The organism is Mediterraneibacter butyricigenes, assembly GCF_003574295.1.
Lineage (GTDB): Bacteria > Bacillota > Clostridia > Lachnospirales > Lachnospiraceae > Mediterraneibacter_A > Mediterraneibacter_A butyricigenes.
Genome location: NZ_BHGK01000001.1, coordinates 400,764 through 414,125, shown reverse-complemented (window position 1 = coordinate 414,125; position 13,362 = coordinate 400,764). Strand labels below are relative to the sequence as shown.

The window sequence follows — 13,362 nt, the reverse complement described above, 5'->3', positions numbered from 1 at the left end:
CATGATGGAAGCTGCAATACAGCAGAATATCTGAATTTGGGTGAATTGGAATAGATCGGCTACAGAAATTGAAAAGAAAAAATAAAAGAAAGACAGACATAGAAGGAAAAGGAGAAAGAACATGGCAGAATCAATGCAGGGATTAAAGAGAACCCACAGATGTGGGGAACTCTCCGCAGCCAATGTGGGAGAGACCGTCACCATTATGGGATGGGTTCAGAAAAATCGTAATAAAGGCGGACTGGTCTTCGTAGATGTAAGAGACCGTTCCGGGATCATTCAGGTCGTATGTGAAGAGGGAAAGACAGATCCGGCAGTTCTGGAGAAGGCAGCCTCTCTTCGTTCAGAATATGTAGTTGCATTTGTAGGAGAAGTGGCAAAACGTTCCGGAGCGGTCAACGACAAGATCGCAACCGGCGAGATTGAGATTATTCCGTCGGAACTGCGGATTTTATCAGAGTCTGAGACGCCTCCGTTCCAGATTGAGGAAAATTCCAAGACGAAAGAGGAGCTCAGATTAAAATACCGTTATCTGGATCTGAGAAGACCGGATCTGCAGAGAAACTTAAGAATGAAGAGCCGTGTCATGACACTGACCCGTCAGTTCTTTACCGAAGAAGGATTCCTGGAGATTGAGACTCCGATGCTTGGAAAGACCACACCGGAAGGTGCCAGAGATTATCTGGTGCCAAGCCGTATCCATCCGGGAAGTTTCTATGGACTTCCGCAGTCACCGCAGCTTTATAAGCAGCTTCTGATGTGTTCCGGTATGGATCGTTATATCCAGATCGCAAGATGTTTCCGTGATGAAGACCTTCGTGCAGATCGTCAGCCGGAATTCACACAGATTGATATGGAGCTGTCTTTCGTTGATGTGGATGATGTGATCGAAGTCAATGAACGATATCTTGCAAAACTGTTTAAAGAAGTTCTGGATGTAGATGTGAAGCTTCCGATCCAGAGAATGACTTGGCAGGAAGCCATGGATCGTTTTGGTTCCGATAAGCCGGATCTGCGTTTTGGAATGGAGCTGACCGATGTGACTGAAGTGGTAAAAGACTGTGGCTTCGGCGTATTTACAGGAGCCATTGAACAAGGCGGAAGCGTTCGTGGTATCAACGCCAAAGGCCAGGGTTCCATGCCGAGAAAGAAAATCGACAAGCTGACAGCTTTTGTGAAAGATTATGGCGCAAAGGGACTGGCTTATATCGCGCTTCAGGAAGATGGAAGCGTAAAATCTTCTTTTGCAAAATTCATGACAGAGGAGCAGATGGATGCACTGGTAAAAGCAATGGGTGGAGAAGCAGGAGATTTGCTGCTCTTTGCGGCTGATAAAAATAAAGTGGTCTGGGATTCTCTGGGCGCACTGCGTGTAGAACTGGCAAAACAGTTGGAACTGTTGGATAAGAATGAATATCGTTTTGTATGGATCACAGAATTCCCGTTGTTAGAGTGGAGTGACGAGCAGAACCGTTATGTAGCAATGCATCATCCGTTTACCATGCCGATGGAAGAAGATCTGAAATTTATCGACAGCGAACCGGGAAAAGTTCGTGCAAAAGCATATGATATCGTGTTGAACGGAAACGAGATCGGTGGAGGAAGTGTACGAATCTTCCAGGATGACATTCAGGAAAAGATGTTCGAGGTACTTGGATTTACCAAAGAGAAGGCTTATGAGCAGTTCGGATTTCTTCTGGATGCATTCAAATACGGAGTACCGCCACACGCAGGGCTGGCTTACGGCTTGGATCGTCTGGTGATGCTGATGGCAAAACAGGACAGCATCCGCGACGTGATCGCATTCCCGAAGGTAAAAGATGCATCCTGTCTGATGACTGAAGCACCGACTCCGGCAGACAAGAAACAGTTGGACGAGCTGGGACTGGAAACCGTAGCCGAAGAAGAAAAATAAAAGATGGAAAACCGGGAAAAATAGAAACAGCAAAAGATAAAACGAAGGATAAGCAGATTGTCGAGTGGATGGTCTGCTTATTTTTTGCTCGAAATTCTTCTGTGAAAGAAATGAGTTAAAGAGAATTTCTTCCGCAAAAGATTGCAACGGATGCAAAACTTTTGCGGGAGGAGTATTTTGTAGTAATTTAAAACGGAATGTAAGTGGATTTTTGTCCTGTAATCTCGAATAAACTTGAAAACGAACAAATGTTCTGATAAAATGGAATGTAAGAGAATGGAAGGCTGATGAAGAGAGTATTGGAACGAAGAAAACCATGCAATACAAGGGTAAAAGTAACTGTGAAAAACAGGGGACGAAACAGAGAAAGCAGATAATGCAAGAGGAAAGGAGACGCCATGAGAACTTATCTGGCCATCGATTTGAAATCGTTTTATGCTTCGGTGGAATGTGTGGAGCGGGGACTGGATCCGCTGGATGTGAATCTGGTGGTTGCAGATAAAAGCAGGACAGAGAAGACAATCTGTCTTGCGGTATCTCCGGCACTGAAAAGTTACGGAGTTCCCGGGAGGCCCAGACTGTTTGAAGTGGTACAGAAGGTGAGGGATCTGAACGGAAAGCGAAGATGTGCCTGCAGGGAGCGGCGGTTTCAGGGCAGTTCTGTCAGAAAAAGTGAATTGGAAACCAATCCGCAGCTTGAGATGGATTATCTGGTGGCGGTTCCGAGAATGGCGCTGTACCTGGAATACAGTACCAGAATCTATGAGATCTACATGAAGTATGTGGCGCCGGAAGACTGTCATGTCTACTCGATTGACGAAGTGATGCTGGATGTGACCGATTATCTGGGGACGTATCAGATGAGTGCAAACGAGCTGGCATCGGAGATGATCCGGGAAGTGTATGAGAAGACCGGGATCACGGCTACAGCGGGAATCGGAGCCAATCTTTATCTGGCGAAAGTCGCTATGGATATCAAGGCAAAACATGTAACGCCCAACCGTGACAGTGTGCGGATCGCAGAACTGGATGAGATTTCTTACCGCAGAGAACTCTGGGATCATCAGCCGATCACGGATTTCTGGCGGGTGGGACATGGCTATGCCAAAAAGCTGGAACAGTATGGAATCTACACAATGGGGGATGTGGCGGCCTGTTCAGTGGAACGGTTTCGTCCCGGTTGCGATATGGAGTTGCTTTATCGGTTGTTTGGGATCAATGCCGAACTGCTGATCGATCACGCATGGGGGATCGAACCCTGTACCATGGCTGACATTAAATCCTATCAGCCGGTATCTGAAAGCATGGGCGCAGGACAGGTGCTTTCCTGTCCTTATTCTGCCAAAGATGCAAGGATTGTCGTGCGGGAGATGACAGAGACCTTGTCTTTGGATCTGGTAGAAAAACATCTGATGACAGACCGGATGGTTCTGACGGTAGGATATGATATTCAGAATCTGCAGGGTACTTCCGGCAAACGATATCGCGGAGAGGTGAAGAGGGATCGTTACGGCCGTCTGATTCCGAAGCATGCCCATGGAACGGTGCGCATGGACGGATATACGTCTTCTGGAAGAGAGATGATGGAAAAGATGTTGGAACTGTATGATCGGATCGTGGATCCGGCACTCCTAGTTCGCAGAGTTACCTTATCCGCAGAACGTCTTCAGACGGAGCAGGCTCTGGAAAAAGACGAGCAGGATCAGTTTGAACAGCTGGATCTTTTTACAGACTATCAGGAACTGGAACAGCAGAAAGAGCAGGAAAAGATTCAGCGTGAAAAAGAAAAACGACTGCAGGAGGCAACGCTTGTCATCAAGAAGCGTTATGGGAAAAATGCGATTTTGAAGGGAACCAATTATCAGGAGGGAGCCACCATGCGGGATCGGAATCAGCAGATCGGAGGACATCGGGCGTAGGGAAAATGAAGATGACAGATCAGAGGATATCGGGCGAAGGAAAAACAAAGATGACAGATCCAAGAACACCGGACGCAGGCAAACAGCAGGGAAGGTGAGGGGAAGAGCAGTGCAAATGAAAGGAGGACAGAAATGAGAGAAGAACTGATTCATATGACAGCACCGAAATCTCCGATACATCCACCCATGTCCAGAGAAGACCGGGCGGCTCAGTTTGCACCTTTTGCAGCACTGACCGGACATGAAGAGGCGATACGGGAAGCTTCTAGGGCTACAGAGAAAAAGAAAGAACTGGCAGAGGATGAGCGGGAAAAGCTGGATGAAGTCTGGGCTTTTCTGAAATGCCATGAAAAGGTTTCTGTGAAGATCAGGTATTTTGAACCGGATCTGAGGAAAGAAGGCGGTGCCTATCTGGAAAAAGAGGGACGGGTGAAAAAAGTACGGGAAATGCCCGGAATTCTTACTTTTGAGGATGGAACGGAAATTTTATCGGAAAATATTCTGGAAATAATGCTTGACAAATGAAAAATGGAAGAATATAATCAAACACATCAAAAGCAAAAACCGATGAGAAAGAAGAGTAGGTTTTGAGAGAAATCACAGAGAGCAGCAGGTGGTGGGATTGCTGTATGGATTTCAATTCTGAATGGACTTTCGAGGGCAGCCTGAAATGACGTATCGATCGAAAGAGTAGGCGTTGCCGGGAACCGAACCCGTTATCAATCAGGAGCGTATGATAGTACGTGAGGAAAGTGGACATTAGTCAATTTGAGTGGTACCGCGATAATAAGATTTTATTACCGTCTCAAGCAATTTGCTTGAGACGGTTTTTTTATTGGCGGCAAGTCAAAGTTTAAGCTTGCTATTGTAACATTCATTGATGTTCAAAGATCGGCTCCTTTGCTTTTGCGGAAACTATGAAAAAAGAAAAAGGAGACAAAATTATGAAAAAGAGAGTATTAGCAGTTGTATTGGGAGTAGTTATGACAATGAGTCTTGCAGCATGTGGAGGCAGCAAGAGTGAAGATACCGCATCAGACGGAGAGAAGACCTATACGATAGGAATTTCCCAGTTTGCAGAACACGGATCCCTGGATAACTGCCGGGAGGGATTTTTAGAAGGACTGAAAGAAGAAGGAATCGAGGAAGGAAAGAACCTGAAAGTGGATGTGAAAAATGCAGCAGCCGATCAGGGAACAACAAAACAGATCAGTGACGGATTTGTATCTGATAAGGTGGATCTGATCTGTGCTATTGCAACACCGAGTGCACAGGCAGCTTACAATTCCGCAATGAACTCCGACATTCCGGTTGTATACACAGCCGTGACAGATCCGATTGCAGCAAAGCTTGCAAACGAAGATGGAACACCGGTTGGAAATGTAACAGGAACCAGTGATGAGCTTCCGATCAAAGCACAGCTTGAGATGATCCGTGAGATGCTTCCGGACGCAACAAAGATCGGTATCATGTATACCACAAGCGAAGTGAATTCCGTATCTGCCCTGGAAAAATATAAAGATCTGGCAGGGGATTATGGATTTACCATCGTAGAAAAAGGTGTGACACAGACTGCAGACATTTCACTGGCAACAGATGAACTGTTAGACGAAGTAGACTGCATCAGCAACCTGACAGACAACACCGTTGTAAATTCCCTGGCAACGATTCTGGATAAAGCAAACGAGAAGAATATTCCGGTATTCGGAAGTGAGATCGAGCAGGTAAAGATCGGTTGTGTAGCAGCAGAGGGACTGGATTACATCGCACTTGGAAAACAGACAGGAAAGATGGCAGCACAGATCTTAAAGGGTGAGAAGAAAGCTTCTGAAATGAATTTTGAAACTATTACAGAGCCTGGATTCTATGTAAATACAGCAGTTGCTGAAAATCTTGGAATCACTGTACCGCAGGATCTGGCAGACAATGCCGTTGAAAGCTTCGACAGCATTTCCAAATAAAAGATAAGAAAGAAGAAGGAACCGGAGGCAATAGATTATGGGGATTTATGTAACAATTTTAGAACAGGGACTGATTTATGGAATCCTGGCCCTGGGTGTTTATATCACATATAAGATTCTGGATTTTCCGGATCTTACGGTGGATGGCAGCTTCCCGCTGGGGGCTGCCCTGACCGCCACAATGATTACGAGAGGTGTAAATCCTTATCTGACCCTCCCGGCATCCTTTCTGATCGGAGTGATCGCTGGAATCTGTACCGGATTGATCCATGTAAAATGTAAGGTAAGAGATCTGTTATCCGGTATCATTATGATGACGGCACTCTGGACGATCAACCTGCGACTGGCAGGAACGGCAAACGTGCCGATTTTCGGAGAAGAAAGCATCTTTGACAATCCGGCAATGAATGGCCTGTTTCAGGGGAGTTCGGCTTCCTATAAGGTGCTGGCAGTTGTCCTTGTGATTGCGGTGATCTGTAAAGTTTTGCTGGATCTGTATCTGAAGACAAAATCCGGTTTCCTGTTGAGAGCGGTAGGAGACAATGATGTACTGGTTACATCCCTTGCAAAAGATCAGGGAAATGTAAAGATTCTGGGACTGGCTCTGGCAAACGGACTGGTATCTCTGGCGGGCTGCATTTTCTGTCAGGAACAGAGAGTGTTCGAAATTTCAAGTGGTACCGGTGCTATCGTAATCGGACTTGCCAGTGTAATCATCGGAACCAGCTTATTTAAAAATCTGTCCTTTATGAAGGCAACGACAATGGTACTGATCGGTTCCATTTTATATAAGGCGTGTGTGGCAGCGGCATTGAAATTTTTTGAACCGCAGGATATGAAGCTGATCACGGCAGTTCTGTTCCTTCTGATTCTGGTGATCGGAAGTGAGCGGAAAAGGAAGGTGAAAAAGAATGCTTGAGTTAAGAAAAATCGATAAATATTACAATCCGGGAACGGTCAATGAAATGTGTCTGTTCCATCAGTTTGATCTGAAGGTGGAGCAGGGGGAATTTGTATCCGTCGTAGGAAGCAATGGCTCCGGCAAGACCTCTATGCTCAACATTCTCTGCGGAAGCATTGGAGTAGATGCGGGACAGATCCTGATGAGCGGGGAAGATATCACCGGGAAAAAAGAATACAAGCGCAATCAGAAGATCGGGAGAGTATATCAGAATCCGGCGATGGGAACCTGCCCGTCTATGACGATTCTGGAGAATATGTCTCTGGCAGACAATAAAGGTGGTTTTTACGGACTGGGCTCCGGTGTGAATAAGAATCGGAAGAAAGCTTATCAGGAAATGTTAAGTCAGTTAGGTCTGGGACTGGAAAATAAAATGGATGTTCAGGTCGGATCTTTATCCGGCGGACAAAGACAGGCGATAGCACTTCTGATGTCCACAATGACACCGATTGATTTCCTGATTCTGGATGAGCATACGGCGGCGTTGGATCCGAAGACTGCTGAACTGATCATGGAGTTGACCGATAAAATTGTAAAAGAAAAAAATCTGACCACCATCATGGTCACACATAACCTGCGCTATGCCGTGGAATATGGTAATCGACTTCTGATGATGCATCAGGGCCAGATTGTGATGGATCTAAAAGGAGAAGAGAAGGAAAATCTGAAGGTTGAAGATATTCTGGATCGATTCAATGAAATTAGTATCGAATGTGGAAACTAACAGGAAAATTGAAGAAATTAAAAAAATTAAGCAAATTTCAAAAAACTGTTGACATTTGAGGAACCTTATAGTAGAATCAATATTGTTCTGAGCGAGACAGAACAATATAAATGCGACAGTGGCTCAGTTGGTAGAGTACGACCTTGCCAAGGTCGGGGTCGCGGGTTCGAACCCCGTCTGTCGCTCTCTTAGAGAAGCTTTTCAGCGGATGGAAAGCTTCTTTTTTTGTATAGCGACAGTCCAGAGTCTGAGTTTGTTTCAGGTACTGGCAGTTACATACCAGCTCTGGAGTTTTGCAATGGCAAATCTCCGGAAAAGAGCAGAGCGAGAAGGTAAGAGAAAGAAGTTACAGGGAGAAAACACATGGAAAAGATGAAAGCAGCACTTTTGGGACTTGGAACAGTAGGAAGCGGTGTGTATAAGCTGGTTCAGAAGAGATCTGACGAGATGGTACACCTGATTGGAACAGAACTTGAGATTTCCAAGATTTTAGTTCATAATATAAAGAAAGAACGTCCGGGCGTAGATTCGGCGCTTCTGACAGATAACTGGAAAGAGATCATAGAGGATCCGGAGATTCAGATCGTGATCGAGGTTATGGGAGGGATTGAGCCTGCCAGAACCATGATCCTGGAAGCGTTGAATGCCGGGAAAAATGTGGTCACAGCCAATAAGGATCTGCTTGCGGTACATGGAAAAGAACTTCTGGATACAGCGGAGAAGAATGAAAGAGATCTGCTGTTTGAGGCGGCGGTTGCAGGGGGAATCCCGATCATCCGCCCGATGAAACAGTGTCTGGCTGCCAACGATATCACGGAAGCGATCGGAATTGTCAACGGAACGACCAACTACATTCTGACCAAGATGTTTGAAGAAGATATGAGCTTTGAGGAAGCGTTAGCGCAGGCTACAGAGCTTGGATATGCGGAGGCAGATCCTACCGCAGATGTGGAAGGCCTGGATGCGGGAAGAAAGATGGCAATTATGGCATCCATCGCATTTCACTCCAGAGTGGTATTTGATGATGTCTATACAGAAGGAATCACAAAGATTACGGCGCAGGATGTAGCCTATGCAAAAGAATTTCACAGTGTGATCAAACTGCTGGGCGTGGCGCATAATACAGAGGATGGAATCGAAGTTGCGGTACATCCGATGCTGATCGATGTGGATCACCCGCTGGCATCTGTGCGTGATTCTTTCAATGCAGTTTTTGTACACGGAGATGCTGTGGATGATGCCATGTTCTACGGAAGAGGAGCTGGAGAATTTCCGACAGCCAGTGCGGTGATGGGTGATGTGATCGATGTGGCACGTAATCTGAAATATGGCTGTACCGGACGGATCAGTTGTACCTGCTATCGTGATTTGAAGATCAAATCTTTTGAAGATGTGAAGAATCGTTTCTTCTTAAGAATGCAGGTGGCAAATGAGCCGGGAGTTCTGGCACAGATTGCAAAAGTATTCGGAGATCACAAAGTCAGCATTGCCAGAGTCGTACAGAAGAAAGTAGAGGCATCCGGGGCTGAGCTGGTCATCGGAACGGAAAAAGTAAAAGAACGTCATTTGAAGAGTGCGCTGGATGTGTTAAAGCAGATGGATAGCATTCACGAAGTCAGCAGTATCATCCGCGAGTATTGATGGAAAGAATGATCTTTCAGGGAGGGAAGCTGCATGGAAATTCCGAAACATCCACTGGGGTTTAAAATCAAACAGATCAACAATGTTTATGAAAAGGATCTGACGAAGAGCCTGAAAAATATAGGGATCACTGCGTCTCAGTGCGCAGTACTGGATTATCTGTTCCACACCAACAAAGAAGAAGTGAATCAGATCGATGTGGAGCGGCATCTGAATCTGAAAAATCCAACAGTAACAGGGCTTTTGAAGCGATTGGATGAAAAGGGATTTATTCTGTGCGTACCAAGCAATACCGACCGGAGAAGAAAGAAGATTTATCTGACGGAAAAGGCCTATGACATCCAGAGAAGAATGGAACTGAACAGAAAGAAGTTGGACCGTTCCCTGACGAGAGGAATGTCGAAACGGGAGATAGAAGCGGTTCATAAAGCGCTGGACAAAATGCTGTATAATATTGCAGAACCGTAGAGATCTGTAAATGACCGAGCGTATTGTGCGAGGGATACTTCTTGACCGAAGGGCAAGAAGGTGGAAAAATAACAAATAAACATAGAAACAGATGAAAACAGGAGGGACATATATGAGTTATGCAGATCAGGTATTTATAGAGATGTGCAGAGATATCATTGACAACGGAACCAGTACGGAGGGAGAAAAAGTACGTCCGGTCTGGGAGGACGGAACGCCCGCCTATACCATCAAAAAGTTTGGGGTAGTCAACCGGTACGATCTGAGAAAAGAATTTCCGGCGCTGACTCTTCGAAAGACCGGAATCAAGAACTGTGTGGACGAACTGCTTTGGATCTGGCAGAAGAAATCCAATAATATTCACGATCTGAACAGCCATATCTGGGACAGTTGGGCAGATGAGGAAGGTTCCATCGGTAAGGCATACGGTTATCAGATGGGTGTGAAGCATGCATATAAAGAAGGAATGATGGATCAGGTGGATCGGGTAATCTATGATCTGAAGAATAATCCTTACAGCCGCCGGATCATGACCAATATTTATGTGCATCAGGATCTCCATGAAATGAACCTGTATCCCTGTGCGTACAGCATGACCTTTAATGTGACAAAGGAACATGACAGCGACAGGCTGACGCTGAATGCGATTTTAAATCAACGGTCACAGGACGTTTTGACGGCAAATAACTGGAATGTTTGCCAGTATGCGGTTCTGGTGCATATGCTGGCACAGGTATGTGATATGCAGGTGGGAGAATTTGTGCACGTGATTGCAGATGCTCATATTTATGATCGCCACATTCCGCTGATTGAGGAGATGCTGAAAAGAGAGCCGCTTCCGGCACCGAAGTTCTGGATGAATCCGGAGATCAAAGATTTCTACGAATTTACGCCGGAAGATGTGAAACTGATCGATTATGAGACACATCCGCAGATCCGGAATATTCCGGTGGCAATCTGACCGGGAGTTTCGGAAAGCATGGGATGGTACTGAAAACCTTAGATAACAGCTTGAAAAATTGTAGAAAAGTTTTAAGAACAGTGGAATAAAAATTGAGAATTGCAAGAGGAGTACAGGTATGAAATTAATTGCAGCAGTGGATAAAAACTGGGCGATCGGATATAAGAATCAATTGTTGGTCAGTATTCCTTCTGATATGAAACAGTTCAGACAGAAGACGACCGGACATATCGTGGTGATGGGAAGAAAGACTCTGGAAAGCTTTCCGGGGGGACTGCCATTGAAGAACCGACGGAATATTGTACTGACTTCCAACCGGAATTATCAGGTGAAGGATGCGGTGATTGTTCATTCGGAAGAAGAACTGAAAGAAGAACTGAAAAAATATGATACCGATGAGATTTTTGTGATCGGAGGAGAGAGTATTTACCGGATGCTGGAGCCGCTGTGTGATGAGGCATTTATTACGAAGATCGATCATTCTTATCAGGCAGATGCACATTTCCCGAATTTGGATGCGGATCCGTCCTGGGTTCTGAAAGAAGAAAGTGAAGAGAATACCTGCTTTGATCTGGAATATGTATTTGCACGTTATGAAAGAGAATAATTGGATTTTCGGGGAGAATGATTAAAATCTCCGTATTGACAAAGAAAATATCACCCAGTATAATTAGGGTTAAATTTGAAAGTTAAATGCAGTGACAGGGAGGAGTATGCAGCATACGGATGCCAAGAGAGAAGATGGCTGGTGGAAATCTTCGTGAAGATGTTGCAGAAGTAGCCCTTGAGCAGTGGACTGAAAGAAGCAAAGAACGGCGACAGAGATTTCGAAACCTGGTTCGGAGAATGAAAACCGTATGGAATGGATGTAGGATGTCGGGGCTTTGAGTAGGCTTCAACGTATCTCCTACGTTACAGGGAGACAGTATCGGAAGATTCCCGTACTGACAGAGTGTGAAGAAATTTTTCTTTGAATTTAGGTGGTAACACGGATAGAGATTCGCCCTAAGCATCATGCTTGGGGCATTTTTTAGTTGTTGTGGTGTCAACAGAGAAAAACGGGGAAAGATAAAGGAGGATGTATATGCGGAATATATCAGGAAATAAATTATTGGTGAAAGCGTTGAGAGAAGAAGGCGTGGATGTATTATTCGGATATCCGGGGGCATGTACGGTAGATATCAGCGATGAAATTTATAAGCAGGATTTTACAAAGGTAATCCTGCCGAGGCATGAACAGGCACTGGTGCATGAAGCAGATGCTTATGCCAGAAGTACTGGAAAAGTCGGGGTATGTCTTGTGACAAGCGGCCCGGGGGCAACGAATCTGGTAACAGGACTTGCGACCGCGAATTATGACAGTGTTCCGCTGGTTTGTTTTACCGGACAGGTGGCGCGCCATCTAATTGGAAATGACGCCTTTCAGGAAGTGGATATCGTAGGAATTACCAGAAGTATTACCAAATATGGCGTGACGGTCCGAAAGAGAGAAGACCTGGGGCGGATCATCAAAGAGGCCTTTTACATTGCAAGGACAGGACGTCCGGGACCGGTACTGGTTGATCTGCCGAAGGATGTGATGGCAGAACTTGGAAGTGCGGAATATCCGAAAACCGTAAATATCCGAGGATATAAGCCGAGCACAGGTGTACATATCGGACAGTTGAAACGTGCGATCAAAATGCTCAGTAAGGCGAAGAAACCACTGTTTCTGGCCGGAGGCGGTGTGAACATTTCCGGGGCAGGGGAAGTCTTTACAGAACTGGTAGAACGGACGAAAGTTCCGGTTGTGACAACGATCATGGGAAAGGGCTGTATTCCGTCGGATCATCCGTATTACGTTGGGAATCTGGGAATGCATGGCTCCTATGCCAGCAATATGTCGGTCAACGAAAGTGATCTCCTGTTTTCCATCGGAACAAGGTTTAATGACCGAATCACCGGAAAACTGCATTCCTTCGCACCGAATGCACAGATTGTACATATCGATATTGATACGGCGGCAATCTCCCGAAATGTACAGGTAGATGTTCCCATCGTGGCAGATGCAAAAGAGGCTATCGAGAAGATGCTGGAATACGTGGAAGAATATGAGCATAGGGACTGGATGCAGAAAATTACAGACTGGAAAGAACAACATCCGCTGACCATGCAAAAAGGACCGGAAATGCGAGCGCAGGATATTATTGAGGAGATCAACCGACAGTTCAAGGAAGCAATCATCGTGACAGATGTAGGACAGCATCAGATGTTTACCACCCAGTATATCGAACTGAACCATCAGAAGCAGTTGCTGACTTCCGGTGGACTCGGAACCATGGGATACGGTTTTCCGGGAGCAATCGGTGCTCAGATCGGAAATCCGGACAGGACCGTTATCGCAATTTCCGGAGATGGCGGAATGCAGATGAATATTCAGGAATTTGCCACGGCAGTTTTGGAAGAACTTCCGCTAATTCTTTGTGTATTTAACAATGAATATCTCGGAATGGTACGTCAGTGGCAGAAACTGTTCTATGGCAAACGTTATGCGATGACAGACCTGAGAGCAGGGGCACTGACCAGAGCCACAGAGGGAAAAGAGCATCCGAAATACACGCCGGATTTTATCAAACTGGCAGAAAGCTACGGCGCAAAAGGAATTCGTGTGACGGAAAAAGAAAAAATAGCGGAAGCATTTGAACAGGCAAAGAAGAACCGGAGTGAAAAAGTTCCGACGCTGATTGAATTTATCATTAGTCCGGAAGATCAGGTATATCCAATGATCCAGCCGGGCGGAACCCTGGAAGATATGATCATAGATTAAGGAGGC

11 protein-coding genes, 1 tRNA gene and 2 other annotated features are annotated in these 13,362 nt (G+C 45.6%); all 12 genes read left to right on the top strand.

Annotation, left to right across the window (positions count from 1 at the left end; all coding sequences use genetic code 11):
• Positions 1 to 121 precede the first annotated feature (121 nt).
• The 12 genes from aspS to ilvB all read left to right on the top strand — a co-directional run bounded on the left by aspS (position 122) and on the right by ilvB (position 13,356).
• Positions 122 to 1,915 (top strand): aspartate--tRNA ligase, encoded by a 1,794-nt coding sequence (gene aspS, locus KGMB01110_RS01995; protein ID WP_117601905.1) that lies wholly within the window; start codon positions 122 to 124, stop codon positions 1,913 to 1,915.
• 398 nt (positions 1,916 to 2,313) lie between these two features.
• Positions 2,314 to 3,834: a Y-family DNA polymerase gene (locus tag KGMB01110_RS01990; RefSeq protein ID WP_119297392.1), complete on the top strand. Its 1,521-nt coding sequence runs from the start codon at positions 2,314 to 2,316 to the stop codon at positions 3,832 to 3,834.
• Positions 3,835 to 3,966: 132 nt separating this feature from the next.
• Positions 3,967 to 4,359 carry a hypothetical protein gene (locus KGMB01110_RS01985; RefSeq protein WP_117601907.1) on the top strand — a complete coding sequence of 131 codons (393 nt, stop codon included), beginning with the start codon at positions 3,967 to 3,969 and terminating at the stop codon, positions 4,357 to 4,359.
• Positions 4,360 to 4,392: 33 nt separating this feature from the next.
• Positions 4,393 to 4,645 (top strand) — a binding site (T-box leader).
• Between the two features lie 133 nt (positions 4,646 to 4,778).
• The gene (locus KGMB01110_RS01975; RefSeq protein WP_117601908.1) at positions 4,779 to 5,795 is read left to right on the top strand and encodes an ABC transporter substrate-binding protein; all 1,017 of its coding nucleotides are present in this window, start codon (positions 4,779 to 4,781) and stop codon (positions 5,793 to 5,795) included.
• A gap of 37 nt (positions 5,796 to 5,832) precedes the next feature.
• Positions 5,833 to 6,714: an ABC transporter permease gene (locus KGMB01110_RS01970; protein ID WP_117601909.1), complete on the top strand. Its 882-nt coding sequence runs from the start codon at positions 5,833 to 5,835 to the stop codon at positions 6,712 to 6,714.
• The gene (locus KGMB01110_RS01965) at positions 6,707 to 7,480 is read left to right on the top strand and encodes an ABC transporter ATP-binding protein (RefSeq protein ID WP_117601910.1); all 774 of its coding nucleotides are present in this window, start codon (positions 6,707 to 6,709) and stop codon (positions 7,478 to 7,480) included. Before KGMB01110_RS01970 ends, KGMB01110_RS01965 begins: the two co-directional genes overlap by 8 nt.
• Before the next feature lie 112 nt (positions 7,481 to 7,592).
• A tRNA-Gly gene (locus tag KGMB01110_RS01960) sits at positions 7,593 to 7,665 on the top strand.
• A gap of 178 nt (positions 7,666 to 7,843) precedes the next feature.
• A complete protein-coding gene (locus KGMB01110_RS01955) occupies positions 7,844 to 9,121 on the top strand; it encodes a homoserine dehydrogenase (protein WP_117889296.1) in 1,278 nt (425 codons plus the stop codon).
• Between the two features lie 33 nt (positions 9,122 to 9,154).
• Positions 9,155 to 9,589 (top strand): MarR family winged helix-turn-helix transcriptional regulator, encoded by a 435-nt coding sequence (locus KGMB01110_RS01950; RefSeq protein ID WP_117601912.1) that lies wholly within the window; start codon positions 9,155 to 9,157, stop codon positions 9,587 to 9,589.
• A gap of 112 nt (positions 9,590 to 9,701) precedes the next feature.
• A complete protein-coding gene (gene thyA / locus KGMB01110_RS01945) occupies positions 9,702 to 10,550 on the top strand; it encodes a thymidylate synthase (RefSeq protein ID WP_117889295.1) in 849 nt (282 codons plus the stop codon).
• 118 nt (positions 10,551 to 10,668) lie between these two features.
• Entirely contained in the window at positions 10,669 to 11,157 is a 489-nt protein-coding gene (locus tag KGMB01110_RS01940) for a dihydrofolate reductase (protein WP_119297391.1), read from the top strand.
• Between the two features lie 82 nt (positions 11,158 to 11,239).
• Positions 11,240 to 11,561, top strand: a binding site (T-box leader).
• Between the two features lie 73 nt (positions 11,562 to 11,634).
• Positions 11,635 to 13,356, top strand: coding sequence for a biosynthetic-type acetolactate synthase large subunit (gene ilvB, locus KGMB01110_RS01935; protein WP_117889294.1), 1,722 nt, complete (start codon positions 11,635 to 11,637; stop codon positions 13,354 to 13,356).
• The last annotated feature ends 6 nt before the right edge of the window (positions 13,357 to 13,362 follow it).

Coding starts and splice junctions, on each gene's coding strand:
- aspS (WP_117601905.1), top strand. CDS start 122: ATGGCAGAATCAATGCAGGGATTAAAGAGAACCCACAGATGTGGGGAA.
- KGMB01110_RS01990 (WP_119297392.1), top strand. CDS start 2,314: ATGAGAACTTATCTGGCCATCGATTTGAAATCGTTTTATGCTTCGGTG.
- KGMB01110_RS01985 (WP_117601907.1), top strand. CDS start 3,967: ATGAGAGAAGAACTGATTCATATGACAGCACCGAAATCTCCGATACAT.
- KGMB01110_RS01975 (WP_117601908.1), top strand. CDS start 4,779: ATGAAAAAGAGAGTATTAGCAGTTGTATTGGGAGTAGTTATGACAATG.
- KGMB01110_RS01970 (WP_117601909.1), top strand. CDS start 5,833: ATGGGGATTTATGTAACAATTTTAGAACAGGGACTGATTTATGGAATC.
- KGMB01110_RS01965 (WP_117601910.1), top strand. CDS start 6,707: ATGCTTGAGTTAAGAAAAATCGATAAATATTACAATCCGGGAACGGTC.
- KGMB01110_RS01955 (WP_117889296.1), top strand. CDS start 7,844: ATGGAAAAGATGAAAGCAGCACTTTTGGGACTTGGAACAGTAGGAAGC.
- KGMB01110_RS01950 (WP_117601912.1), top strand. CDS start 9,155: ATGGAAATTCCGAAACATCCACTGGGGTTTAAAATCAAACAGATCAAC.
- thyA (WP_117889295.1), top strand. CDS start 9,702: ATGAGTTATGCAGATCAGGTATTTATAGAGATGTGCAGAGATATCATT.
- KGMB01110_RS01940 (WP_119297391.1), top strand. CDS start 10,669: ATGAAATTAATTGCAGCAGTGGATAAAAACTGGGCGATCGGATATAAG.
- ilvB (WP_117889294.1), top strand. CDS start 11,635: ATGCGGAATATATCAGGAAATAAATTATTGGTGAAAGCGTTGAGAGAA.